The sequence below is a fragment of the Bacillus sp. UNC438CL73TsuS30 genome (genome assembly GCF_000482325.1).
Lineage (GTDB): Bacteria > Bacillota > Bacilli > Bacillales > Cytobacillaceae > Neobacillus.
Map to the genome: position 1 here is coordinate 93,797 of NZ_AXVA01000011.1, position 24,648 is coordinate 118,444.

The 24,648-nt window shown below is 38.3% G+C and carries 25 protein-coding genes; 14 read left to right on the plus strand and 11 right to left on the minus strand.

All coding sequences use genetic code 11. The annotated features are described in order from the left end of the window. The first annotated feature begins 127 nt into the window (after window positions 1-127). From M028_RS0104965 to M028_RS32610, 4 genes are all read left to right on the plus strand, one after another. Complete coding sequence (locus M028_RS0104965) at window positions 128-1,474, plus strand: cation:proton antiporter (protein WP_026572923.1); 1,347 nt, start codon at window positions 128-130, stop codon at window positions 1,472-1,474. A 163-nt stretch (window positions 1,475-1,637) separates the two neighbouring features. Continuing rightward, entirely contained in the window at window positions 1,638-2,375 is a 738-nt protein-coding gene (locus tag M028_RS0104970; RefSeq protein WP_026572924.1) for a DUF2161 domain-containing phosphodiesterase, read from the plus strand. Window positions 2,376-2,572: 197 nt separating this feature from the next. After that, window positions 2,573-2,752 (plus strand): hypothetical protein, encoded by a 180-nt coding sequence (locus M028_RS0104975; RefSeq protein WP_026572925.1) that lies wholly within the window; start codon window positions 2,573-2,575, stop codon window positions 2,750-2,752. A gap of 24 nt (window positions 2,753-2,776) precedes the next feature. Then, entirely contained in the window at window positions 2,777-2,926 is a 150-nt protein-coding gene (locus tag M028_RS32610; protein ID WP_155925458.1) for a hypothetical protein, read from the plus strand. A 460-nt stretch (window positions 2,927-3,386) separates the two neighbouring features. Here M028_RS32610 and M028_RS0104985 read toward each other — a convergent pair whose 3' ends face one another. Further along, window positions 3,387-3,935 carry a hypothetical protein gene (locus M028_RS0104985; protein WP_026572926.1) on the minus strand — a complete coding sequence of 183 codons (549 nt, stop codon included), beginning with the start codon at window positions 3,933-3,935 and terminating at the stop codon, window positions 3,387-3,389. Between the two features lie 87 nt (window positions 3,936-4,022). Between M028_RS0104985 and M028_RS0104990 the strand changes: the two genes are divergently transcribed. Then, a complete protein-coding gene (locus M028_RS0104990; protein WP_026572927.1) occupies window positions 4,023-4,403 on the plus strand; it encodes a hypothetical protein in 381 nt (126 codons plus the stop codon). A gap of 45 nt (window positions 4,404-4,448) precedes the next feature. Here M028_RS0104990 and M028_RS29445 read toward each other — a convergent pair whose 3' ends face one another. Beyond that, window positions 4,449-8,156 (minus strand): polysaccharide deacetylase family protein, encoded by a 3,708-nt coding sequence (locus tag M028_RS29445; RefSeq protein ID WP_442852774.1) that lies wholly within the window; start codon window positions 8,154-8,156, stop codon window positions 4,449-4,451. 317 nt (window positions 8,157-8,473) lie between these two features. Here M028_RS29445 and M028_RS0105005 point away from each other — a divergent pair, with 317 nt between their 5' ends. Further along, window positions 8,474-9,196: a hypothetical protein gene (locus M028_RS0105005; RefSeq protein WP_026572928.1), complete on the plus strand. Its 723-nt coding sequence runs from the start codon at window positions 8,474-8,476 to the stop codon at window positions 9,194-9,196. A 72-nt stretch (window positions 9,197-9,268) separates the two neighbouring features. On the opposite strand, the gene M028_RS32615 is transcribed toward M028_RS0105005, so the two are convergent. From M028_RS32615 to M028_RS0105040, 7 genes are all read right to left on the minus strand, one after another. Beyond that, a complete protein-coding gene (locus M028_RS32615) occupies window positions 9,269-9,436 on the minus strand; it encodes a hypothetical protein (RefSeq protein ID WP_155925462.1) in 168 nt (55 codons plus the stop codon). Window positions 9,437-9,671: 235 nt separating this feature from the next. Next, window positions 9,672-10,565, minus strand: a complete 894-nt coding sequence (gene ftsX, locus M028_RS0105015; RefSeq protein ID WP_026572929.1) for a permease-like cell division protein FtsX — start codon at window positions 10,563-10,565, stop codon at window positions 9,672-9,674. Next, window positions 10,562-11,242, minus strand: coding sequence for a cell division ATP-binding protein FtsE (gene ftsE / locus M028_RS32620; protein ID WP_026572930.1), 681 nt, complete (start codon window positions 11,240-11,242; stop codon window positions 10,562-10,564). Before ftsE ends, ftsX begins: the two co-directional genes overlap by 4 nt. Window positions 11,243-11,272: 30 nt before the next feature. After that, window positions 11,273-12,505: a glucosaminidase domain-containing protein gene (locus M028_RS32625; RefSeq protein ID WP_051590937.1), complete on the minus strand. Its 1,233-nt coding sequence runs from the start codon at window positions 12,503-12,505 to the stop codon at window positions 11,273-11,275. Between the two features lie 285 nt (window positions 12,506-12,790). Continuing rightward, window positions 12,791-13,552 carry an N-acetylmuramoyl-L-alanine amidase gene (locus M028_RS0105030; protein ID WP_026572931.1) on the minus strand — a complete coding sequence of 254 codons (762 nt, stop codon included), beginning with the start codon at window positions 13,550-13,552 and terminating at the stop codon, window positions 12,791-12,793. 128 nt (window positions 13,553-13,680) lie between these two features. After that, on the minus strand, window positions 13,681-15,177 hold the full coding sequence (locus M028_RS0105035; RefSeq protein ID WP_026572932.1) for a sodium:solute symporter family protein: 1,497 nt from the start codon (window positions 15,175-15,177) through the stop codon (window positions 13,681-13,683). Then, window positions 15,174-15,380, minus strand: a complete 207-nt coding sequence (locus M028_RS0105040; RefSeq protein ID WP_026572933.1) for a DUF3311 domain-containing protein — start codon at window positions 15,378-15,380, stop codon at window positions 15,174-15,176. Before M028_RS0105040 ends, M028_RS0105035 begins: the two co-directional genes overlap by 4 nt. Window positions 15,381-15,746: 366 nt before the next feature. Between M028_RS0105040 and M028_RS0105045 the strand changes: the two genes are divergently transcribed. The 3 genes from M028_RS0105045 to M028_RS29455 all read left to right on the plus strand — a co-directional run bounded on the left by M028_RS0105045 (window position 15,747) and on the right by M028_RS29455 (window position 19,819). Further along, entirely contained in the window at window positions 15,747-16,697 is a 951-nt protein-coding gene (locus M028_RS0105045) for a ribose-phosphate diphosphokinase (protein WP_026572934.1), read from the plus strand. A 226-nt stretch (window positions 16,698-16,923) separates the two neighbouring features. Beyond that, the gene (gene trpB / locus M028_RS0105050; protein ID WP_026572935.1) at window positions 16,924-18,093 is read left to right on the plus strand and encodes a tryptophan synthase subunit beta; all 1,170 of its coding nucleotides are present in this window, start codon (window positions 16,924-16,926) and stop codon (window positions 18,091-18,093) included. A gap of 217 nt (window positions 18,094-18,310) precedes the next feature. After that, entirely contained in the window at window positions 18,311-19,819 is a 1,509-nt protein-coding gene (locus tag M028_RS29455; protein WP_035423780.1) for a DHA2 family efflux MFS transporter permease subunit, read from the plus strand. Window positions 19,820-19,863: 44 nt separating this feature from the next. Here the strand turns inward: M028_RS29455 and M028_RS29460 are convergent, their stop codons facing one another. Further along, entirely contained in the window at window positions 19,864-20,889 is a 1,026-nt protein-coding gene (locus tag M028_RS29460) for an acyltransferase family protein (protein ID WP_051590938.1), read from the minus strand. A 238-nt stretch (window positions 20,890-21,127) separates the two neighbouring features. Here M028_RS29460 and M028_RS0105065 point away from each other — a divergent pair, with 238 nt between their 5' ends. The 3 genes from M028_RS0105065 (at window position 21,128) to M028_RS0105075 (ending at window position 23,188) form a co-directional block, all read left to right on the plus strand. Then, window positions 21,128-22,039 carry a DMT family transporter gene (locus tag M028_RS0105065; protein ID WP_026572936.1) on the plus strand — a complete coding sequence of 304 codons (912 nt, stop codon included), beginning with the start codon at window positions 21,128-21,130 and terminating at the stop codon, window positions 22,037-22,039. Between the two features lie 107 nt (window positions 22,040-22,146). Continuing rightward, window positions 22,147-22,470 carry a hypothetical protein gene (locus M028_RS0105070; protein ID WP_026572937.1) on the plus strand — a complete coding sequence of 108 codons (324 nt, stop codon included), beginning with the start codon at window positions 22,147-22,149 and terminating at the stop codon, window positions 22,468-22,470. Between the two features lie 244 nt (window positions 22,471-22,714). Then, window positions 22,715-23,188 (plus strand): hypothetical protein, encoded by a 474-nt coding sequence (locus M028_RS0105075; protein ID WP_026572938.1) that lies wholly within the window; start codon window positions 22,715-22,717, stop codon window positions 23,186-23,188. A gap of 7 nt (window positions 23,189-23,195) precedes the next feature. On the opposite strand, the gene M028_RS0105080 is transcribed toward M028_RS0105075, so the two are convergent. Then, window positions 23,196-23,399, minus strand: a complete 204-nt coding sequence (locus tag M028_RS0105080) for a hypothetical protein (RefSeq protein ID WP_026572939.1) — start codon at window positions 23,397-23,399, stop codon at window positions 23,196-23,198. Between the two features lie 175 nt (window positions 23,400-23,574). On the opposite strand from M028_RS0105080, the gene M028_RS0105085 reads away from it, so the two are divergent. Both M028_RS0105085 and M028_RS0105090 read left to right on the plus strand, forming a co-directional pair. Further along, on the plus strand, window positions 23,575-24,096 hold the full coding sequence (locus tag M028_RS0105085; RefSeq protein WP_026572940.1) for a DUF2179 domain-containing protein: 522 nt from the start codon (window positions 23,575-23,577) through the stop codon (window positions 24,094-24,096). A 92-nt stretch (window positions 24,097-24,188) separates the two neighbouring features. Continuing rightward, window positions 24,189-24,614: a hypothetical protein gene (locus M028_RS0105090; RefSeq protein ID WP_026572941.1), complete on the plus strand. Its 426-nt coding sequence runs from the start codon at window positions 24,189-24,191 to the stop codon at window positions 24,612-24,614. Window positions 24,615-24,648: the final 34 nt, after the last annotated feature.

Sequence of the window (24,648 nt, forward strand, 5' to 3'; positions counted from 1 at the left end):
ATGTCCTATGTCCAATTCAATAAATCGACATGTCCAAAATAGTTTGGAATTTCTAAACACTTGCCCTCCACAAACTTGTACACACAGCATAGGTTATGTTGTGTAGTAAATTTAGGGAGGGTTTAGATTGTTTGATTTTAGTTCTATAGAACTTAGTCACTTTTTATTGGCCACTGCCATCTTGTTAGCATTCGCCCATTTATTCGGCTTTATTGCTGAGCGGTTAATGATTCCCCGCGTGATTGGTGAAGTGGCAGCGGGAATTATCTTGGGTCCTACATTGCTTGGCTACTTTTATCCCCATGCTTTTTCTTGGCTGTTTGCCGGGTTTCCACAGGAAGACCGTATGTTTGGGCTTATGTACCAAATTGGTCTGACACTACTTATGTTCTGTTCCGGGTTAAAATTCCACACTAAATTTAAAAAAGGTGATGGAAAAATTACATCTGTTATTATTCTTGCATCGACCATTCTACCATTTGCACTTGGTTGGTTAGCATCTTATTTAATTGATTTTGGTCAGTTTTTAGGTCCAGCCAATAGTGTGTTCGCCATCAAGATCGTCGTGGCCATTTCGATTGCTGTAACATCCATACCTGTTATCTCCAAAATTTTCAATGACCTGGGAATCATGCACTCAAGATTTGCGAAGCTTGTGATCGCGATTGCGGGTGTGCATGATACATTGCTTTGGGTGGCTCTAGGAATCGCTACTGCGGTTGCGGGGCATGGGGGACCTGTTACGGCTGGTGCTGTTTTAAAAAGTGTAGGGATTACTGTAGGGTTTATTCTTGTTACTATATTTGTTCTCCGGTTTTTGTTTAAAAACTTAACGATTCGAAACGGGAATTTTTTATTTAGAGCCTCTCATGTAGGATATTTTTTATTTATCATGTTTGTTGTCTCTTCGGTAGCAGGGTATTTGAATATCGATACGATTTTCGGTGCTCTTTTAGCTGGAATCGGCGCAAAAATGGCTTTACCACCCACCTTGTTCAAACGATTAGAGCAGTCTGTCTTGCATATTTCATTTTCATGGTTTATCCCCGTTTACTTTGCTGTGGTAGGACTTAAATTAGATTTAGCGAAACATTTTGATTTAGTATTCTTTATTCAATATTTGTTATTTGCGACACTTGCACAATCGATCATTGTATTCCTTGCTTGTAAACTGATACGTCAGGATCGGATTACAAGTTTGAACTTTGCAATGGCCATGAATGCAAGGGGAGGTCCAGGAATTGTTCTTTCAACCGTTGCCTTTTCGGCAGGGATTATTAATCAAGATTTCTTTGCCATTCTCGTAATGCTAGCGCTCATCACCTCCTGGCTTGCAGGTTCTTGGCTCCGTTTCGTCTTAAATAAAGGGTGGAGGTTAATGCCAGGGGATGAGGATATCGTTCCTGAAAAAATTAATAACGATAGTGACATTATTCATCTGCAACAACAAATTAAACGCGAAAAATTGGAGTAAACATAGTCTGTATTTGCAAAGCAGATCTTGCTTCAAAGAAAATACAAAAGAAGGTAGATAAATTTATGAGGGTGGTTCTATCTTCTTATACATAAACGATTTTGGTTTCTTATTTTTCGATGGTAGAATGATAGGTATAGAAAATAGAAATGGTGACTACATAATGAATGAAGGTAAGAAATTACAAGAAAAAGATTTATATAAACCCATTCAAAGATATTTTTCCCGAGAAGGTTATGATGTCTATGGTGAAGTGAAAGACTGTGACATGGTTGCCTTGAAAGGGGAGGAATTGGCGATTATTGAATTAAAGCTCACGTTAAGTGTTGATTTACTCATCCAGGCAGCAAAACGCCAGCGTATAACGGATCAGGTTTACATCGCAATCCCCAAACCTAAATATCGATTAAACTCAAGGCGTTGGGCAGATAAATGTCATTTTATCCGCAGACTTGAGTTAGGTCTTATTGTTGTTTCTCCTTCAGGAAAAGGCTTAAAAGCGGACCTGATTTTTCATCCATCACCATTTCATTCAAAAAAGAGCCGAGGGAAAAGCAAGGCGAAGCGGTCGGCAATTTTGAAAGAAATAAGTGGACGAAGTGCTGACTTTAATATTGGTGGTAGTAATCGGACCAAAATTATGACCGCCTATAAAGAAAATTGTATTCAAATTGCCTGCTACCTGCGCGAGTCTGGTCCCTTATCTCCAAAAGCACTCCTCCAAATGGGTTCAGGAGATAAAACCTCCTCCATCTTAACAAAAAATTATTATGGCTGGTTTGATCGTATAAAAAGAGGCACCTATTGCCTTAGTGAACAGGGAGAAAGGGATATATTGGAATACCCGGAATTACTAGATTACTATTTAAAAAACATGATAAAAGACGATGAGAGTACCTGAATTATTGAGGTTTATTTTTTCAAATGTACTTTTGGGCTTTTATTCGCCAATCTTACCTTTAATTCCATAACAATTCTTTGGGCTTGTTTATCCAAAAGACAAATTTTATTAAATTTTAGGCACTAAAATCAAATCTCCTTATATAAGAAAATAAAATTACGGATATAGAGGAAAATAGAAACTGGAGGTGAAATATAGTGCCGGAGAATCAACCAAAAGTAACCATCCCTTTTTCACCAGAGATTATTGCGGTAATGAAAGATGATCCCGTTTTTCCTCAGCTGGGGCATCAAAGCTATCCGGAAATATCAAAACGATCCAGTGAAGAAGGGAACAAAATTCCAGAAGATCAGGGTTCACCCAATTATCCTGAATGATCGAAGCTAGAAAGGGGTAAAAAAATGGCCAATAATGATAAAGTTCCGGATCTTATCCAACAACCATTAATGTCAACCGGTACCACGGAGCCTGGGTTTGACAGGAATACAAATAAGTCTAAACAGGAGACTAAACCTAAAATTGGTGAGACAATTGTTGGAGATAAGGAATAGATTGTGATATATCAGGTGACCTACTAAGTAAAGCGACGCAGCCAAAAACTTTTGGCTGTTTTTTTCGTGTGTGGATTTTACTGCACTTTTTGGACAAAAAAAGGCGTTTTTCATTCGCCCCTTTTTCAGTTAATCACTGTAAAATTTCCCCTTCCATGAATAGTCTATAGGAGGCTAAAAACTTACTGCATTTTATTTTACCGAGAGGTGTGATGGGGATGGGGAAAAGTTCAAATAACAACAAGAAACAAAATAGCAACAGCAATAACAAAAACAAAAGCAATAGTTCAAAAAACAATAACCAAAAGAATAATAAGAAAAAATAGATGCATTTTAAAAAAAGAAGAGGCGTACCTCTTCTTTTTTTGTACAACTGAAATCACAAATTAGACTGGGGGATAAATGAAATGAAAAGTCTTATTAGTGGGGGATTCTATGACAAAAAAACAGGTATATTTTTTTACTCTAAATCATCTATAGGTATTACATCGGTTATGTGGAGTGGTTCCTGAGAAAAAAGACAATACAAGTCTGTAACTCCGTTTTGTTGCTCCGAATTTCGTAGGACAAAACCTTCGAATCCTATTTTCATAAGGCTGTTTCGGAATTCAGAATTGGCCTCTTCTTTATTTAAGAGAATTGCTTGATCCTCCCAGGCTTTTTTGGCACCTAAATAATCACAGTATTTGTCACGTTCTTTCATAAATAAATCATAAGAATCCTCTGAATTCGATTTATATTCCTTAAGATTTGGTTCGTCCAAATAGACTTTATAGATAAAACCACGGACCGGCCTTTCAAACTGCACTACTTTCGGTTCTCCATCCTCCCAAAATTCCATATCGGATTTTTGAATGATAGTCTCCGTACCCATTGCGTAGGGTTTTGCCGATTGGAGATCTGATGTAAACCAATATCCAATCGTATCGATGCCATTATTTACATTTTGAACAGGTGTTTCATTATTAAAATGATCAAATTTTCTTATCGAGCCAAGATAACCAATCATATACATGACCTCCATTTTTAGTTTAGCCTAATTTTTGGGTGTTTATTGATACAATCCAGAAGGTAGCTGAAGGACGAAATTATAAAGATGATGTTGGAAAACGTCCTTCATAAGGGTGATGAAGGAAGAAATCGTAAAAAGAAGCGAGAAAACGTCCTTCATAAAGGCGATGAAGGACGAAATCGTGAGAAGAAGCGAGAAAACGTCCTTCATAAAGGCGCTGAAAGACAAAATCGTGAGAAGAAGCGAGAAAACGTCCTTCATAAAGGCGATGAAAGACAAATCGTGAGAAGAAGCGAGAAAACGTCCTTCATAAAGGTGATGAAGGACGAAATCATGAGAAGAAGCGAGAAAACGTCCTTCATAAAAGAGATGAAGAACGTTATCGTGAATGAAAGCTGGAAAATATCCTTAAAAAAGGTGATGGATTATTTCGAGGCAGGGAACCTTTCCCACTTTTTCCTTTGAAAAAAGGCCCTCCCCAAAATAGGAAGGACCTTCATAGAAATTGCATTACATATTCTGTTCTACCTTCGCCATCGTAGCATCCTGGGTGACATTCCCATTCCGCTTTAGTTTATTCCATCCAACTGTAACGCCTTTTATTGCCGAGAAGATCGATTTGATTACGACATACGTCATCAGCTGCTTGTACAAGATGCGTTGCAGAAACAAGGAAGCCAGTGGTTTCGAGCTTTCTTTTTCCAATCTGAAGGCATAAAGAGCAGTAGCGAAATCCAGTACATAAAACAGGATAAACCCAACGGTGGCTCTGCCTGGGTGTTCGCCAAAAAGGGCGAGAATAAACAAGAAATCAGCAATCGGCGAGATTGTTTGATAAAGATATTGGAATATCCACATGTTTGGCAGGCCGATATATCCTAAAGATGGATGCTTTAAATTAAATAAAGCCCCCCGATGTTTCCATAGGCATTGCAGGGTCCCATAAACCCAACGGTAACGCTGTTTTGCCAAGCTTTTAAGATCCTCCGGAACCTCTGTATAGGCGTAAGCCTTTTCTTCAAATTCAATCTTTTTCCCTTGGCGTAAAAGGGTAAGCGTGATATCGGTATCCTCTGCCAGTGTATCTTCTTGAAAGTATCCCGCTTCTACCACCGCTGTTTTTCTCCATGCCCCAATTGCACCTGGTACAACCGTAATGCAGTTGAGTGTGGCGAAGGCTCTCCTTTCCAGGTTAAAGCCGGTCACATATTCGATATGCTGCCAGTTTGTAAGGAGGTTTCCCTTATTACCTACCTTTACATTACCTGAAACAGCTGCAACCTTTTCATTTTTAAAATGGTTCACAAGCAGGGAGATGGCGTTTTCGGCAATGAGTGTATCTGCATCAAGTGCCACTACGATTTCACCTTTTGCTTCTTTAAAACCAAGATTCACGGCGGAGGATTTTCCGCCATTGCTTTTTTTAATTAATCGAACCCGAGGATGGTTAGCAAACGCTTTTTGAACCACACCAGTTGTATCATCCTTTGATCCATCGTCGATGACTAGAACCTCAAATGCAGGATAGTCACTCGATAAAATGGAATCAATTGTTTTGCAAATGACTTTTTCCTCGTTATAGGCCGCGATCACGACACTTGTAAAAGGGGTAAAGCTAGGATCTATCTCCGTTTTTTTATAGCGTTTTACCTGCCTGCTGGAAAGGAAAACAAAGAGCAGCAGACGTAAAATTCCTAAAACGATTGCGGAATAGAACAGCACGTTTAATCCTGAACGCCATCCTTGTACCAGCATAAATATTGCCCGATCATAGACAAAATAAGGTCGATCTGCATCGGCAGGGGGCATGATCTGTTGATTATTTTTCCCAATAAGATTTGAAATGGTAGTAAAGGTATAGCCTTGTTGTTTAAGTTCTTTTATCAAGATCGGCAGTGCCTCTACTGTATGAGAGCGGTCACCACCGGCATCGTGCATCAAGATAATATTCCCTTCCGGCAGTTGATCCAAGACCTGCTTTACAATCTCTTTACTTGAAGGTCTTTGCCAATCTTCCGAATCAATGGCTTCACCGACCATGGTATAACCCATTTCCTGCGCACGCCATATCGGCAGCAGTTCTTCCCTTGTGCTCGGTTCCGCATCGGCGACATAGGGCGGACGGAAAAGATTCATCGAATGCCCGGTAATTTCCTGAAACAGTCGCTGATTTGCATTGAGCTCCACTTTGGTTTGTGTTGATGTCGTGGAGGCAACATTTGGATGTGTAAAGGTATGGCTGCCGATTTCATGGCCCTCATTATACATCCTTTTCACCAGTTCCGGGTGTTGCAAGGCATTTTGGCCAACGATAAAGAAGGCCGCTTTTATATGATTCTTTTTCAGAATGTCCAATATTTCGGGTGTATATTTTGGATCCGGTCCATCATCGAAGGTCAGGACCACTTTCTTCCGTTCCACATTACCAGAACGAACCACTTCAAAAGGCATTGGTAATTTTGTATAGGATTCATTTTGAATCCAACCCTGTGAGTCAGTTTGAATCGTTCTTTTTCCATTTTGTGCTGGAGAAGCAATTTTCAAAATCTCTCCATCACCTGTATAGTGAACGGGGTCAGGACTGACAAGGGTTTCTAGTGTCTTGGAAGGATTAGCCATTTCCTTTGATGTATTGATGTATTTCCAGATTGATGGATCTTCAGAACCGAGGCGCCAAACCGCAATTCCTTTAGAACCTGTGTCCATCACTGTTTTCATTTGATTATAAAAGGTTGCTCCATCTAAAAACCAAACAATATGGTTTTTTCCCTCTATTTTGTAACGGAAATAGGGGTTGCCTGCTTGTTTATTCCAATAGATTTGCAGGTTGGTGCCGATTCCGAGATTCATGATATCCCCGAATGTCAATGTTTCAGCTGGCCATTTAGCATTTTCCTCCCAATCGTAACCAAAGCTTCCGAGACTCACAATTAATTTTTCAGGAGGGATTGGGAGCTGGTTTAAGCTCTCCTTTACCCAATCCGTTGGGGCAACAGGACCAGGTTTACTCGTCGAGTTGTGCTGGTCATAGAGCATGACAAACATCCGGTCAACTTTAGCGGCTAATGAAGCATAGTCAAAACTATTGTTCATTGGCGGAACATCCATTGTGACCATGAGATCATGTTGATGAAAAGCTTTCGAAGCTTTATCGATAAAAACAGTTAAATTCGCTTTGTCCTTTTGCTGGACGCCTTCAAAATCTATATTGATCCCGTCAAAGTGATTGGTTCTTACATACGCTAACAAATTGTTTATCAAACGATCTTCAGCCCCAGGTGTCGTAAATAACCGATGGAGAGTTTCTCCATCCCATTTATTTTTGGTGTAATTATTCACTAAAGGGAGAACCTTTATTTGGTGTTTTTTTGCCTCTGCCTTTATAGACGAGTCTGTGCTTGTCTTTACGGTGAGGTCAGAATGGAGCTGAAGCCACTCTGGAATGAGGGTTGTCATGGCATGGATGTGTTTATTGAAAGACGCTTTGCTGTTTTCATCCCAGTTGACGTAAAAACCATATATTTCTTGTTTGCTTTTTTGTTGAATCCTTTGATTATTTGTTTGAGTAAGAGGGGAAGAATTCGTTTTCTGAAACTGTGCGGCTAACTGTTCTTCACTTAAGGGTTGGTTAATCGGAACAATCCTGCTCGTTTCTGCCGTTTTACTCAATTGCAGTTCTGGAAACATTGGATCTGTAAATAGGCTATCTATAAAAATCATTGAAACTAATAGGATGAATACACTAAAGCCAGTCGTCATTCGAATGATAATCGACCAGCGCCTTTTAGCGGGATCAAGAAAAACGTGTTCTTGGTCTCGCTCATTTTTTTTCAGTCCTAAATTGTAGAACCAATGGAAGAAAAAGAAGCAGAAAAGTCCGATTAAACCTCCAAAAATCCCAGTTGTAATGGATTGGGTAAGCTGTATTTTTGTTTTGAGGGTGGAGGTTAGCCAGTCATTCATAAATCTTTCCATGGCTGCTAAATTTAGGAACGGTAAGTGACGAACCATCGGAATAAAAATGGTGATCAACGTTCCAAAGAATAAAGCAATAATATTAAGACGGAAAATGAGGGAAAAGGCAAGCATTAATGGAATTCTAGCACTATATAAAGGTATAAAACCTAAGAAAAAACCAAGTGTACTCGCCACCGCCCCGCCACTTCCCGTAACAGGCGCAAACAACGATCGAACCATCCACCTAAAAATTCGATTCATAAGACTCCTCCTTTTTTGGTGCTGGGTGACAGGCACCGTTCGTGGACTTTTTGATGAAATTGTCCGTATCCAGTGGACAGTGTTTTTTCGACAAAAAATGACTACCAACAGAAGGTTAGGATGTCGGTGTGGGATTATGGGGGTAGGGTAGGAGGTTTTCGTTTTTTGATGGTTTAGGACTATGTTTTTGGGTTTAATTACCTTGAAGAATAGAGATAAAATAAGTAAATGTGACTATACCGAATACCCCCAGAAACTCTTTGAATTGGTCGAATTTTGTAAGGCGATTGCGCGTAAAAAGCTAAGAGGAGAAACATATGAATAAACTGACTAAAGGAGCTCTCACGATGGTGTTAGTGGGATCGATTACGTTTTCTGTCACGAATGCCTTGTTTGGAGATACTATAAAACAAATCACGCAAGGTAAAGATGTAACAGAGCCTAAGAACCAAAACATTACGGACCAAATCGACAATGTCGAAAAAACGGGGAAAAATCAACCACAAAAAACAGTAAATAATGTGAACCAAGCGGAAAAATCGGTGAAAGTACAAAAAACTATGGCTGTCGGGAATCTAGAAGATAAAGCGGTGACCGTTGCAATACAAGAAACCGTAAAAGACAAAAATGTGCAGGCTCAAACAGCAAAAACACCTGTAAAGAACATAAAAATCACTGCTTCACATCCTAGTACTGCCCCAAAAACGGTTGTAACGAATGAAAAGAAGAGTGATAAAGTTGTAGCACCAATTCAAAAGAATAATCCAACAACTAGAACGACCTCTACGACTACTCATTCAACAGCCCCTGCGACTCATCCTACTGCTTCGAGTCAAAATTCCTCTGTAACGGGGTCAACAGGGAAGAGGACATCAAGCACGAAACCAGTGACCAATACTGCTTCAAAGCCCTCAACAAATACGACTACGACTAAAACTAAGACTTCAACACCCAATCATGGACAACAGGTTTCACAAGCAGCAAAAGAAAGAGCTGCGGTCCGCCAGGCTACCAAAGAAAATAATGGTAAGAACAAGTAAAGGATCGCCGAGGAGGCGATCCTTTTTCAATTATATACGCTAACGTGTCTATTTACCTTACATTCTTGCATTTTAATATTTTACACATTTAAAGATCATATCAACATTTTTCTTTGTATTTTCCATGATCTTTTTGCGGAATTCTTTTGCTTTTTTGAAGGCCTCCATCATCCCTGATGCTTCAATCTTTATCTCCCGAGGACCTACCGGTTCATCCAAGAGAAAAATATATTGTCTCATGTTGTAATCACCCTTCGAACAGTAATTTTGTATAAAGTATATCGTGTATTGTAATCGTTTACAATTGTTTTTTATAAGGTTACAGTTTTTAACAAATAGGTGAAACTGACAATTGGAAAAAGAATCGCAGGGAAGGACAAAAAAATGCCAAAGACCATAATTTATGATCTTTGACACTTTTTTAACCAAGTATATCTTTAATTAGTGGAGAAGGTTAATTGGGTCGATCCAAAAATCAAACCTTTAAAATTCGTCTTAATGATGAAGTAGCTCCCATAATTCCAATGAAAACCCCAAAAAGAAGCAGAAACAAACATGAAATGGGAATGAGGGGGAGAGGGGAGAGCAACTCAATAAAGTCCAAATCGATATATCTACTAAAATAAAGATAAACAAAATAGTATCCTGTCAGGATGAGAATGCTTGCAATGATGGCTCCTAGCAATCCAATGAAAGAACCTTCGATAAAAAAAGGAAGACGAATAAATCCGTTTGTAGCTCCAATCAATTTCCGAAGCTGAATTTCTTCTTTTCTCGCCAATACTGTAATTTGAATTGTGTTCGTTACTGAATGAACAGCAGCAAGGGTGAGACAAATAATAAATATGGTCCCAGCCATCCGGGCTATTTTTGTAGAAGTAACCAGGGGACCAACCACGTTTTTGGCGTACGCCACTTTATCCACTAGCGCTAATTTTTCTACTCTTTTGGCAACACCTGCTACATCCTTTGGCTGTTCGGTTTTAATCACCAATTCATCATTTAATGGGTTATCGTTTTTTAATGTTTGAAAAGCTGCGCCCTCATCTCCTAAATTTTTCATAAAGCTCTGAAGGCCTTCATGTTTAGAAATGAACGAAACGGATGTAACATGATCATACGTTTGAATTGTACTAGTGAGAATCTTTACGTCCTCGGAATCAATTTCCTTTAAATAGGCGTGTATTTCCACATTTTTCTCTACTTTTGTTGTCATGTGGTTTAAGTTGACCAACAGTAAGAAGGTAATCCCGATGAGGAAAATCATTAAAGTTAAAGAACTGACCGAAGCAACCGTCATCCAGCCATTCCTTTTAAAATTATTCATTCCTTCTCTAATATGTCGATTCAAGTAGGATCCTTTTTTCAACTTGTTCGCACCTTCCTTTGATGATCACGAAGAATGCTTCCATTTTCGATTAAAATCACTCGTTTCGTCGTATGTTCAACAAACTCTTTATTATGAGTGGTCATAAGGATCGTTGTCCCGAGTTTGTTGATATCTTCAAAAACCTTCATGATTTCCCATGCCGTTTTACTATCTAAATTTCCAGTCGGTTCATCCGCGATAATCATTTTTGGACGGTTTACTATTGCTCTGGCGATAGCAACCCGCTGCTGCTCGCCTCCGGATAATTCCTTTGGAAAAGCATTCACTTTCGTTTCAAGGCCAACCATTTTTAAAGCATGATAGACATTGTCCCGAATCAAGTTTATCGGTACTCCAATCGTTTCTTGGGCAAAAGCGACATTCTCATAAACGGTCATTTTCGATAACAAACGAAAGTCTTGAAAAACCATCCCAATTGATCTTCTTAACTGCGGAATTCTCTTCTCTTTAATCGATGATACCTTTATTCCATTGACCAATAACTCACCGCTCGTTACTTTTTCTTCTCTAGTTATCAGTTTATTGAGGGTCGATTTTCCTGCACCGCTCTCACCAATCATCAAGATGAATTCTCCACTTGAGATCTGCAGGTTAATGTTTTTTAATGCATGCACCCCATTGGGATAGATTTTTGTTACTTCTTGAAATTGAATCAATTTACTCAAACCCCTTTTCAGAAGGTGATGTTAATCCTTAAATTCATCTAACTTCCATAGATCATACTGGTAGATTATTTTAAGCAGTTTATTTGCATACTCTGGGTCAGTTGCATATCCTGCATCGTGAATACCATGAGCATAGTCTACGATATTGGTAACATCCTTTAAATATTTTTGATACCTAGGAGTTAATAATAAATTTGCATGATCTAGCATACTATCATAATAGGTTTTATATTTGGCAAATTCGGCTATGACCACGATTTTTTCACCTTTTACATATTCCGTTGTTTCGACTTTGACCGAACCTGCTGTGCCTGTTCCTTTTATTCCAAATAGATTTTTGGCATTATAGGCAAGTCCGGATAGACCATTATAACGACCCGAACTTTCCAGAATGATTTGGCCCAAAGTAATGGAAGCCGGAACGCCTGTAACTTGTTCAAGCTTTTGGGAATCTGGAACGAAGGGTGCGATAATCGAATTGATTTTTACCACATTCTCTTTATTTTCACTGCCATTATGATTAATTAGGTCGAGAATTTCTTCTCCCTTTTCCTGTAACAATTCAAGGGCGATCGTTTTTTCCTGTTCTTCTTTTTCTAATTGTTTTTTCTTCTTTTCAAGGAACTCAGACAATTTTTCTTTGTCCTTTTTGTTTTTCTCCTGACTGGCTTTTATTTCTTCTAATTCTGCTTTTTCTTCCATCGTTGACTCTTGTAAGGATTGAACCTTATCTTTGATACTCTTAACCTTGTTTTGGTTTGCGATGTATTCTTCAATAAATTCCTTATCTTTGTTTACAATTTTATCATAAGCAAAGAAATGGTCGATAAATTCTCCAAAACTATTAACAGATACAATTACATTTAGGAAAGATATTTCACCATCTGTTCGATAATAAGCAGCAACTCTGTCCTTAAATTCTTCTTTTCTATTATTAAGTAAGGTTGTAATTCTCTTTTCCTCTTTGTTTAAACGGTTCATTTTCACTTGGATTTTTTTCAATTCATTTTCTTTTTTTTGAATTTTTGCCTTCGATGTAGTGATTTGTTGATCAAGGGCTTTTATTTTATCTGCCGTTGCTTCTATTTCTTCTTGGACGAGAAGTTTTTGTTGTTTAATCGCTGTTAAATCGTCTTGGATTTGTTTTTGTGAATCCGTTGGGGGTTTAGGCTCAACGCTTTTGGCATTGGCCGAAATCGGAGCTGTCATGAATGTAAGAAAGCAAGCAGATAACAAAATCGTCTTTTTATCCATTGGTCAGTTCCAGCCTTTTTATAGTTTAATTGAATAAATGTTTATCAAATATGTATTATAGATACAATTCGTATGTATTTGTACTGTATTTATCTTCCTTTAGATATTAACAGAACTAGGAATAAAATACCATGTAGAAATTGTAACGCTTTTGGGACAATATTGTTTCATTTTTGAGGAGATTCCCAACTTGTATCTTAAAGATTTCATTTCAAGCGTAAGTTTCTTTAAAAATGAGAAAAATCCCTGGATCGATTTTCACAGGGATTCTTTTCAATAGAAGAATTATTCTTTATAAACAATCACATCAAACCCAGCCTTTTTTGCTTTTGCGGCGAGGTCATCGGCATTGTCTTTTGCTGCGAATGCGCCGATTTGGACTTTGTAGAGGCCATCTCGTAAAATAACGATGGCATCAAAACCTTTTGCTTTTGCTTCGGCTGAAAGGTCGTCGGCATTCGATTTTTTACTAAACGCCCCAATTTGCACTTTGTACAGAACAGTAGGCTTTTTCGTTAAATGAAAGGCTTTTGCTAATCCATTCGCATGCCCTCTGGCAATCGCTTTTAAGAAGCTTGCATCCTTAAGTTTTGCCGCATCACTCGAAGTATCAATAAACCCATTTTCTGTTAACATGGCAGGCATAAAGGATTCTCGTAAGACATGGAAGTTGGCTGTCTTTTGCCCGCGATTTGCAAGATCGACCACTTTTAGAACTTCAGTATGAATGATATCCTGATATGTGGTTGTAGGGGCGCCAACTCCCGGGTAGATATAGCTTTCGAAGCCAGTCCCGCCGCCGGCATTGATATGAATAGCAAGATAATAGTCTGCGTCCCAATTGTTTGCTGCATCCGTTCTTTCATTTAAACTAACCGTCTCATCGCCGGTTCTGCTTAATTTTACGGAAACCCCTTCATATTCATTCACTAAGATATCTCTTAAAGTCGTAGCAATTTTTAACGTAAGATTTTTTTCGAGAAGACCATTTCCTGTCGCTCCACTGTCTGCACCACCATGGCCGGGGTCGATAAAAATTTTCACCATTTTTCATCACCTCCATTAGTAGAGTATGGTAGAGATGGCGAAATGCTTGTACAAAACAACTAAAGATAGAAAATTATCCTAAAAAAAGAGACATCCCCGAATCTACTGGGATGTCTCTTTTAATAAGATTAAGCCTCTTTTTTTAAATGGAGAGGCGATTCGTTCTTTCCAAATAACTCGTCTGTGATTGGATTGGTCTTGTTTTTGATTTTACTCACAAACATAGGATTGAAGATGACCGTTACGATGATATTCGCTAATAATCCCCAGAAGCCTTCGTAAATGCCGAAAGACTTTCCGGTTGCATAAACGGTGAAGGTAACAATCAAACCGACAAGCAAACCTAAGATTGTGGCTTCTTTCGTTTGGTTTTTCCAGTAAAGGCTAAACACAATCGCCGGGAAGATTTGAACCATTCCGGATACTCCTAATAATTGAAGTGACACAAGGGCAGAAGGGAAGACCATTCCAAAAATTAACGCCAGACCGATGACGACAAATACCATCGAACGAGTGACCATCGTTAATTTAGCCGGTGTCACGTTTGGATTAATGAAATCCCGATAAATGTTATTGGCAAATAGGTTTGAAGCACCGATGGCCATAATCGAACACGGAATCAAAGAGGCCAGGGCAATCGTTGCATAGGCTAAACCTTGAACTGTTCCGCCATAGGAAACTTGAATTAAGTTTAACAAGGCAAACCGAGGATTCGTTCCCTGCGGCAAGACATGATAGGCAACAAACCCTAAGAAAATCAGCAAAATTAATACAATATTATACAGCGGTAAGAATATTGCATTCTTCCTTAGTGCATCCGCACTCTTTGCTGTAAAGACCCCAGTAGCTGCATGTGCCCACATGAATAGGGCTAAACCAGAAATGAGTGAAGCGGTTAGAAACCACGGGATCCCTTTTGGACCGGAAGTAGGGATGGTAAGTAACTGCGGTGAATCCGAAGCTACCTTGTGAATCATTGAACCCCAACTGCCAAAATGTAAGATGGGTAGATTGACAACCAAGAATAACATAATCACCCAAACCATAATGTCCTTTATCACTGCGGTATAGGTTGGTCCTTTAATGCCGCTAAAGAAGGTGTATAGTGCAACTAATAGGAAAGAGAAAACCACTACGACTTTGACATTGATAAAGCCTGTCCCAGCGACGGTTAAGGTATCTTGAATCCCGGCTAGCTGCAAATCTATGTAAGGAATCAGCATTAATACCCCAACGGCTGCAATTAATAAAGATAAAAATTTGCTATCAAATCTTACTTTTGCATAGTCAGCCAATGTAGTTAACTTATGGCTTTTCGAAAATTTCCAGAGCTTCGGTAAAAAGAAATAAGAAATAAAGTAGGCAATGATCGTATAGGGAATCGCAAAGAATGCCAAACTTCCACCTGTATAGGCTGTACTGGTTAATCCTAAAAATGTATAAGCCGTATAGAGATCCGCCCCGACTAAGAACCAAACAAGTAGTGTTCCGAATCTCCGGCCGCCGACAGACCATTCTTCAACAGAGCTCCTATTTGATTTATCACGCCCTGATAAAAATCCAATCAAAACAACCACTAAAACGATGACAGCCGTAATGACCAAAGCAGTTAAATTTCCCTTCATGATTCAGTACTCCTTTCTGATTTTTGTAGGCGAAAGATCACATAGGTGCATAAAGGAGTAATAAGCATCCCCAAAAAGAGCCAAAATGCAAGAAATGGTAATCCAAAAATAATCGGTTGGATCCGATTAACAAATGGGATCGCCACAATCATAAAAACAATAGGCACCAAGGATAGGATCGCAATGATAGTCTTTTTGCCCATTTAAAAAAACCTCCTAATGTTTAAATATTTCATCAATTCAAAAATTGACCTCAATAATAGTATCAGTAATTTCCGACTAAGACAAGCGGAATATATGAAAATGTCAAAAAATATTCTATTTTAAAATAATAATGGGATTGGTAAGCGCATACAGTCATTTTGGAGAATTACGTGAATTTTTCTAGAGGGGACAGTAAATTGGAGAAAAGTTGTTCTTTCAGGTTATTTTTGAGTATAAGTAGGGCTTTATTTGTATATAACAATGAAATGTGAAATATAATGGCTATCTCTATTCCTTCAATTCATGTAAAATAAGATGATGGACAAAGGTTTTTAAATGACGAAACAAAGCATGGAGGATTAAAGGTGACGTATCAACTGCATAAGAAATTTAAAATGTTTTCATTAAATTCAAATCCTAAGCTGGCAAATGAAGTGGCGGATCTTTTGGGCTGCGAACTGGGGAAAAACTCCACTACTCGATTTAGTGATGGTGAAATTCAAATACATGTACAAGAGAGTGTCCGTGGTGGTTATGTATATTTAGTCCAATCTACATCACAGCCAAATAATGAACATATTATGGAGCTCCTCATTATGATTGATGCCATGAAGAGAGCTTCTGCAAAAAGAATTAATGTGGTCATGCCTTATTACAGTTATGCCCGTCAAGACCGCAAAGCCCGTTCGCGGGAACCGATTACGGCGAAGCTGATTGCGAATCTTTTACAAAAAGCGGGAGCTACACGGTTGCTTACCATTGACTTCCATTCTCCACAGGAACAGGGCTTCTTTGACATTCCAGTGGATCACTTAACAGGTATTCCGATTCTTGCCGAGTATTTTATGAAAAAACAATTGGAAGATGTTGTCGTGGTTGCTCCGCATAATGGAGTAGTGGTGAAAGCGAGAAAACTAGCCAGCCCATTGAACGCACCAATTGCCTTAATTGACCGCAGGAATCCTGAATCCAATGTGTCTGAAGTCTTGAACATTATTGGGAATGTGGAAGGGAAAAATGCGATTATTATTGACGGTTTAGTCGACACGGCATCGAACATTACGTTATCAGCGAATGCATTGATAGAGGCGGGGGCCAAGGCGGTTTATGCCTGCTGCACGCATCCGGTTCTCTCAGGTCCAGCTATTAGCAGAATCGAAGCCTCACCGATTAAAGAATTAGTTGTCACGAACACCATTGATCTGCCAAAAGAAAAGCAAATTGATAAAATTACGGTTTTATCCGTTGCTCCGTTGCTTGCAGAAGCAATTGATCGGATCCACAACGAAAAAGCAGTTAGTCCGTTATTTGAATAAGTTAAAAAGGTATCCTGAAATTAAATCGGGATGCCTTTTTTAATTTGCTGTGTTAAAGGACAATAATGATTTTTGAGCAACGTTGATTGGAGCGGAAATCAACAACCAAGTTTAACAGAGTCATTAATTTAAAGCTTAAAGTAGTGGGTCAGACGCCAAAATAGTTGGAAAATTCACTTAAATAAAGTATAATAATTCAAAAAGTAGAGAAGGAGACGAGTTGAGTATGACGAGCTTGAGCACAGATAAAAAAGGGTATTTCGGGGAATTCGGAGGAAGTTTTATTCCGGAGGATCTCCAAGTGGTAATGGATCAATTAGAGGAACAATTTTTGCGCTATAAAGATGATCCTGAATTTCAGGAAGAATTTAAATTTTACCTAAAGCAATATATTGGTCGTGAAAATCCGCTTACATATGCTGAAAACCTAACGCGGAAAATTGGCGGAGCGAAAATCTACTTAAAACGGGAAGATTTAAACCATACCGGTGCCCATAAAATTAACAATGCCATTGGGCAAATTCTGCTTGCGAAACGAATGGGTGTAAAAAGAATCATCGCCGAAACAGGCGCCGGGCAGCACGGGGTTGCAACCGCAACGGCATGTGCAATGTTCGATATGGAATGTATCATCTACATGGGTAAGCTTGATACGGAGCGCCAGGCATTAAATGTTTTCCGCATGGAATTATTGGGTGCTAAAGTTGTTCCTGTCGAGAAAGGACAGGGCCGCCTTAAAGATGCAGTTGATGAAGCTTTAGGGGATTTAGTGCAAAACTATAAAAATACTTTTTACTTGCTTGGCTCTGCGGTCGGTCCGCATCCATACCCAACCATGGTGAAGCATTTCCAATCAATTATTAGTGAAGAGTCAAAACGCCAAATCCTTGAGCAGGAAGGGAAGCTGCCTACAGCTGTTATTGCCTGTGCCGGAGGTGGAAGCAATGCAATCGGAGCGTTTGCTCATTATATCGACGAAAAAGATGTGCGGTTGATTGGTGTAGAACCAAAGGAAGCTCCTACTTTAACAGAAGGAGTACCGGCGGTCATTCATGGTTTCAAATGTCTCACTTTGCTCGATGAGAAAGGGGAGCCTCAACCAACCTATTCCATTGCGGCAGGCCTGGATTATCCGGGTGTTGGACCCGAACACAGCCACTTAAAGGTTAGCGGCAGAGCTGAATATGTGACAGCAACAGGACAAGAAGCATTGGAAGCCTTCCAAACTTTATCTAAAACTGAAGGGATCATCCCTGCTTTAGAAAGCTCTCATGCTGTTGCCCATGCAATTAAATTGGCAAAGGAACTCACAAAAGATGATATTTTGATTGTGAATTTATCAGGGCGTGGCGATAAGGATGTAGAGCAAGTATTTCATATGTTGAAAAAAAACTAACAGAAATTCTAAACAAAAGGAGAATCCCAGAATAGGGATTTTTCTTTTGTTATTTATCGTTTTCATCAACAATTACAAAATTTCAGGCATTTGCTTGTAGAAAGCAACTAGTTTGACAAAATCCTATTAACCCAATATAGTAGTAAAGTTCATTTGTGTTTGGGTAACCTAACAGGGACTCGTATTCCTATAATAAAATCAAGGGGGGAATTTTTACTTGGACACCACAAAATCTTCGCAACCATCGCTTCGGACCGCACCCATTTTTGCTGTTTTGATAGCTGGAGCGTTTGTCGCTTTTTTAAATCAAACAGTCATTAATGTCGCATTGCCGCAAATTATGAATTCCTTTCAAATTTCAGCTGCTACTGCAAACTGGTTAAGTACTATTTTCATGTTAACAAACGGAATTGTAATCCCGATCACTGCATTTTTAATGCAAAGATATACAACCAGGCAATTATTTTTATTTTCAATGGGTATTTTTTCAGTTGGAACCTTTATCTGTGCGATTGCACCAGCTTTTTCCGTTATTTTAGTAGGCCGTGTTGTTCAGGCAATAGGTGCCGGAATTCTTTTTCCACTCATTACGAATGTTATTTTTACCATCTTCCCTTTGGAACGTCGTGGATTTGCCATGGGAATCTTTGGGGTTGCATTGAACTTTGCTCCAGCGATCGGTCCAACATGGGCTGGATGGATTATTGAAACGTATTCGTGGCATGTGATGTTTTATATCATTGCCCCAATTGCACTGATAGACTTTTTTATTGCGATTTTTCTTGTAAAAAATGTAACAGAAACAAGCCGTCCAAAACTCGACGTGCTCGGTGTAATTTTATCAACGATAGGATTTGGCGGAATTCTTTATGGATTCACCACTGGAGGAACAAAAGGGTGGTCTGATCCTGAGGTGATTACCTTGTTTATTGTAGGGGGAATCAGCCTAATCCTGTTTGTATGGCGTCAGCTAACAGTGGGGCATCCAATTTTAGAATTTAGAATCTTTAAGTATAAGATGTTTACATTAACGACGATTATTAACGTGATTGTGACAATGGCCATGTTCTCAGGAATGATTTTAATGCCAATCTATATGCAAAATATTCATGGCTTCAGCCCGCTTGAAGCAGGTTTTATGCTCCTCCCGGGCGGTGTGGTAATGGGGATTATGTCGCCAATCACAGGGAAGCTTTTTGATAAATATGGTGCAAGATGGTTAGCGATTGTCGGTTTAGCGATCACCATCCTTACCACCTATGCATTGACCAGACTTCATACAGATACATCGTTTTCTTATGTAATATGGGTGTATACCATCAGGATGTTTGGAATTTCGCTCTTGATGATGCCAATTTTTACAGCTGGTTTGAATGATTTAGGACTTAGTTTAAATAAATACGGCACGGCAATGGTGAATACGTTAAGAATGGTTGCCGGGGCTGTCGGAATGGCCTTTTTCGTTTCCATTATGACGAATAATGGGAAAAGCCATGTGGAGAGGATTATGAGTCAAAATCAAATTTCACCAACTGATAAAATTCATATGGCACTGGCGATCAAACAGGGAACGGTAATGGGAATTGACGATGCCTTTATGATTGCTACCTATTTAACGATTGCAGCCTTTATTTTGGCCTTCTTTATTAAAACAAGAAAACCCGGAAGAGAGCAAGAAGAGCCAATTAGAAGAAAAGTTATAAAAAAGGTTCCACAAGCACAATAATGGGTTGAAACGAAAAAAGCTTGCATCCATTGCAAGCTTTTTTATTACTTACCAAAAAGTTGTCGGGTTTTAGTATATTGAATAAAGTTGTAGGTAATATACGACATAGAAAAAACAAGAAAAGCATCAATTATGTTTAATGTTAGGTCATGGGTCATATTCCCAATGCCAAATTTGTGAAATATAAAGTCGTCGATATCAATAAATAACACATGAATCGTATAAATTCCTAAAGCGTTGCCGCCTATTTTGGTGATCAACAATCCCTTACCAACTTGTTGATTTTTGATTGTAAACAAAAACAAAAAAATGGTTAAAAGGATCGTGGAGAAAAAATACTCGCCATGCTTGGCAGCTAACACCTTTTCGAGCCAGTATCCTTCAGAAAGTTGAAGGGCAAAGAATAGGAAAAAGAAAAAAAGATAGGTTTTAATTTCTACTTTTTTAGACTGTTGGAAAGGGGAAGCAGAAGCAAACCAAAATCCAATTGTTGTATAAAATAGACCAATGAATAGTGCATCCCGGGTGCTGTCAATGGGAATTTCTAAAAATTGCGAGTATCCTTGACCAAAAAGACCCACTATATTTAAACAAAGGCTAAGGATTAATAAAATCCTAATTTTTTTTAGCCTGTAGAATAGATATAATAGGGCAATGCTCCAAGCAAGAGAGATGACAAACCACAATTGATATCCGCTTGTACCTTCGCCATAGTATAGGAGATTTAGAGGAGTTAAGTTTTCGATATATTTTTCTAATTCGTGGCTATGGTATCCTTTGTCTATATAAATTTGAAAAACATCATATAAAACATAAAAAAGTAACCAGCTGAAATAAATCTTTAGGATTTTTATAATGTATTTTTTAAAATATTCGATTGATTTAGGGTTATTTACTATTTTAAGTCCAAACAAATATCCTGAGGCTGCAAAGAAAAAAGGTACAGCAAACCTGGAAAAGTTATCTAGAATGAAGTATCCGAGCTCATGGTCACTAGGGAATGTATGAATGACAACGACGGCTGCTATTGCAAAAAATTTAATAAAGTCGATTGCATAATTTCTTTCCATTGTCATGCCCCTCTGTTCAAACAAGTAGTCCTTATATTTTGTCCAATTCAGTATGGATTATGTTTATCGTTATGGTGATGTGAGTCGAATTTGGTGAATTTATAACTTTAAAGTGATAAATTCATATTTGAAGAGGTAGTAAATTAAATAGAAAACTTTTTAAACTCAGACGATGAGAGCGAAATATAAGTAGAAAAAGCTTAGGCTGGTTCCAAAGGTATAAAGGGGAGGATAAATAATGAGAAGATTTTCACCAAAAACATTTGCAGCCATTGCAGGTTTAGTATTGATTTGGGGCTTTAGCTGGCCTCTCTATAAAGTAGCATTAGCTTATACCCCGCCAATATTATTCGCAGGAATGCGTCCTCTTATTGGAGGAATATTATTATCCACCATATTGATTCCACAATGGAAAAAAATAAAGTGGCGTGAGAACTGGAGAACTTATTGTATTTCAGCCCTATTAAATACGTTTCTCTTTTTTGGATTACAAACGATTGGCTTGAATTTTTTGCCGGGAGGATTGTTCTCCGTGCTCGTCTATTTCCAGCCGGTTTTAATTGGACTGCTGGGCTGGCTGTGGTTGGGAGAGAGAATGTCCATTATTAAAATTACCGGGCTGGTTGTGGGCTTTTTAGGTGTTGCTGCAGTTAGTTCGGAAGGATTTACGGGACATGTATCGATCTTAGGGATTGTTTTAGCTCTGGCAACAGCAATTTTTTGGGCAATTGGTGTCATTTATGTGAAAAAAGTAAGCCATAAGGTAGACTCTTTGTGGATGGTGGGCTTGCAGTCTCTAATCGGTGGAATGGTGCTTACCGGGATAGGGATTGTTACGGAAGATTGGTCAAGTATCGTTTGGAATGGAAAGTACCTGTTCGGTTTATCGTACGGTTCCATTTTAGGGGTAGCAGCAGCCTATATCCTTTATTTTAAATTAGTCAATTCGGGTGAGGCAACAAAAGTAGCCTCGTTCACCTTTCTTGTTCCGCTTATCGCTGTCTTAGTTGGTACTGTATTTTTGGGAGAAAAATTCACTTATTCCCTTTTGGTAGGATTAATTCTTATTGTGATTAGTATTTATTTTGTAAACCATTCTGGAAAAAAACATGAACTCAAGACAAAGGAGCCGATTACTTTTGATGCTTGAGATGGAATAAGCGAGCCAATCTTGGTCGCTAATTACTAGAATAGGTATTCCTTTGTTGAATTACTTTTTAATGGTCATACTATTGAAAAATAGTAAGGAGGGTCACAATGCCAAGAAAAACTGCCCAAAATGCCGAAGCATCTGACGAGGAAACCATTGTTACTTTTCCAACAGAAGAAGAAAATGAGGATGAAGCAGAAAAACTTGCTCGAATGTTAGCTGCTGTCATGGAATATCTGACGGATGATGATTTAGAAGAAATGGATATTGAATACCTATTGGACAGCACGGACGGTCTTCGCGACTGGTGGGATCAGTATCGAGAAAGTAACAAAAAAGTCCTAGAGGATGAGATAAAAAAATCCCTAGGAGACTTGTCTTTAAAAGATCTGGAGAAAATCCGGGAGCAGATAAAAGAAATAAAGGAATAAAAGGGCGGTAGAATTTAATATTTTTGCGATTCTTCCATTGGGAAGGATTGCTTTTTATTTTTATAAAACCATATTTTCATCGTTCCTTCGTATGTGACATGCGCCCAATTCATACATATATTTAAAGGGGCTGTGACGCATTCATTACCATAAAAAAAGGTCGCATTGAAACCATCCATCACACTGATATGTTACGTCAAAAAATTGTGGAGAAATACATGTTTACTAACAGGAGGGGATGTTTATGAAATTCACCATCCAGTATATCCCACTAAACAAAATCAAACCGGATTTATCACAGAAGATTACGGAGCATATAAAGAAACTTCAAAGACTAATGTGGGACTGCATGTATGTTTTAGTGGTCAAAAAAAGCCGGAAAGATGGGACCTACATTATTGTTAGCGGACAAGATCGATTCGAATCCTTGAAAAAACACACTAAAAATATTTATGCGCCATGTATTGTTGATACAACCAGTTCCAATGGAGTAATCTCCTGGTTTTATCGCTTGTGGAACAAACAACCCCTAGATGACTTTCCTTTGATGCCTCCTAGTTGGTCAATCTTTCGGTCTTTTTTGAAACAAGAGCCCCGGTTTAAAAATCTATCCAGATCCGAACAAATAAGAGTGTTACTTATAGCAGCACGTTATAAGAAAACTGTGATTTATACAATGAAAATGACCGTGGACTCTATTCTAAAAATGAAAGTATAATCCAATGTTAATTCGTTCTCTCGGTTATTAACCATCCATCTGGTGTTTTTTCAATATTAAATATAGTTTCATCGAAATGTTTTCGAAGAAGTTTGTATTCTTCATTTTCAATTTTTATCTGTGTTTTTTGAATTTGTTTAACGGTAATTTCTGGCTTTCTAACTTCGAATACTAAATCATCAATCAGAAAATAGGTTCTTTGACATTTCATTCTTCCATTCCCCCTTTATTATTTCATACGTATACAATTCAGCAAAAATGTATCAAACCCTATAAAATTTTGTAAATTTCATGTTAAAAAACACCACCCATCTTTCCTGTTCATTTCTTAGAAAAAGCATGTTTTCTTTGAAAATATAATAAGGTAGGAAAGTGGGGGTGTTTTTTTGTTTGGCATAGAACCAATTATCTTCATCATTATTGTGATTAATATTCTCTATGTGACCTTCTTTACTTTACGGATGTTGCTTGTGATCAAAGGTCAGAAGGTATGGGCCTCAATCATTTCGATGTTGGAAGTGTATGTTTATTTGGTAGGGTTAACGATTGTTCTGGACAACCTTAAAAATCCAATCAATATGGTCGCCTATTGTTTGGGTTGGGGTCTCGGTGTTTATTTAGGAGGAAAAATTGAAGAATACCTGGCTTTGGGCTATGTAACCGTACAAGCCATAGTCAATCCGTTCGATTTTGAGCTCCCCCGTGCACTTAAGAGTCAAGGTTATGGGGTTGCATCTTGGACAGCTGATGAAAAAAGTGGAAGGCGTACCGTCATTCAGGTATTGGTGAAACGCAGGCACGAACAAAAAGTGGTGAAAGTGATTAATAAAATGTCACCGAATGCTTTTGTCATTTCTTATGAATTAAAAAATTTCCAAGAAGGCTTTTGGGGCAAAGGTACACTTTAGTAAATTCATGTGAAGGATAATTTTGAATAAATGAAAACGTATTTGCAAAGCCTTTAATAAAGGAACTATGTTGGAAGAAAGAGGATAAGAATATGTTTTCACTTCGCGGGGACGCCCATAAAATTTACCTTCAACTAAAAAAAGCCTCGAAAAATGATCCATCATTTAAAGAATTAAAAAGGCTTTTAGAAATAGAGGATATCCAAAATTTTTATCATGGTATTGATACTGAGACGTTAAAAAGAATTTATTATTGTATGATTAAGGAGAAAAATGGGTCGGGGATGATTCCGATTCTTGTCTCAACGATTCCCTGGCTTTTAGTCATATTTGCAAAACAATTACAAGATTTTGTTTTTCAAGATCACAGTATGGTGTGGGCGATTTTCGCGATTATTTCATTGGTTATCCTCCTATATAGCGTAATCATTCACTTTTACGAAAAATCGTGGGCCGCTGTTCATATTGAAATCATTCAAGCCATTTTAAAAGAACGAAAAAATAGCCAGCAAAAATAATCGTTGCTGGCTATTTTTATTTTACAATGGAAAC

Bases quoted from the DNA above. Each gene is read 5' to 3' on its own strand.
- M028_RS0104970 (WP_026572924.1), top strand. From the start codon at position 1,638: ATGAATGAAGGTAAGAAATTACAAGAAAAAGATTTATATAAACCCATT.
- M028_RS32610 (WP_155925458.1), top strand. From the start codon at position 2,777: ATGGCCAATAATGATAAAGTTCCGGATCTTATCCAACAACCATTAATG.
- M028_RS0104985 (WP_026572926.1), bottom strand. From the start codon at position 3,935: ATGATTGGTTATCTTGGCTCGATAAGAAAATTTGATCATTTTAATAAT.
- M028_RS0104990 (WP_026572927.1), top strand. From the start codon at position 4,023: ATGATGTTGGAAAACGTCCTTCATAAGGGTGATGAAGGAAGAAATCGT.
- M028_RS29445 (WP_442852774.1), bottom strand. From the start codon at position 8,156: ATGAATCGAATTTTTAGGTGGATGGTTCGATCGTTGTTTGCGCCTGTT.
- M028_RS0105005 (WP_026572928.1), top strand. From the start codon at position 8,474: ATGAATAAACTGACTAAAGGAGCTCTCACGATGGTGTTAGTGGGATCG.
- M028_RS32615 (WP_155925462.1), bottom strand. From the start codon at position 9,436: ATGAGACAATATATTTTTCTCTTGGATGAACCGGTAGGTCCTCGGGAG.
- M028_RS32625 (WP_051590937.1), bottom strand. From the start codon at position 12,505: ATGGATAAAAAGACGATTTTGTTATCTGCTTGCTTTCTTACATTCATG.
- M028_RS0105030 (WP_026572931.1), bottom strand. From the start codon at position 13,552: ATGGTGAAAATTTTTATCGACCCCGGCCATGGTGGTGCAGACAGTGGA.
- M028_RS0105035 (WP_026572932.1), bottom strand. From the start codon at position 15,177: ATGAAGGGAAATTTAACTGCTTTGGTCATTACGGCTGTCATCGTTTTA.
- M028_RS0105040 (WP_026572933.1), bottom strand. From the start codon at position 15,380: ATGGGCAAAAAGACTATCATTGCGATCCTATCCTTGGTGCCTATTGTT.
- trpB (WP_026572935.1), top strand. From the start codon at position 16,924: ATGACGAGCTTGAGCACAGATAAAAAAGGGTATTTCGGGGAATTCGGA.
- M028_RS29460 (WP_051590938.1), bottom strand. From the start codon at position 20,889: ATGGAAAGAAATTATGCAATCGACTTTATTAAATTTTTTGCAATAGCA.
- M028_RS0105065 (WP_026572936.1), top strand. From the start codon at position 21,128: ATGAGAAGATTTTCACCAAAAACATTTGCAGCCATTGCAGGTTTAGTA.
- M028_RS0105070 (WP_026572937.1), top strand. From the start codon at position 22,147: ATGCCAAGAAAAACTGCCCAAAATGCCGAAGCATCTGACGAGGAAACC.
- M028_RS0105075 (WP_026572938.1), top strand. From the start codon at position 22,715: ATGAAATTCACCATCCAGTATATCCCACTAAACAAAATCAAACCGGAT.
- M028_RS0105080 (WP_026572939.1), bottom strand. From the start codon at position 23,399: ATGAAATGTCAAAGAACCTATTTTCTGATTGATGATTTAGTATTCGAA.
- M028_RS0105090 (WP_026572941.1), top strand. From the start codon at position 24,189: ATGTTTTCACTTCGCGGGGACGCCCATAAAATTTACCTTCAACTAAAA.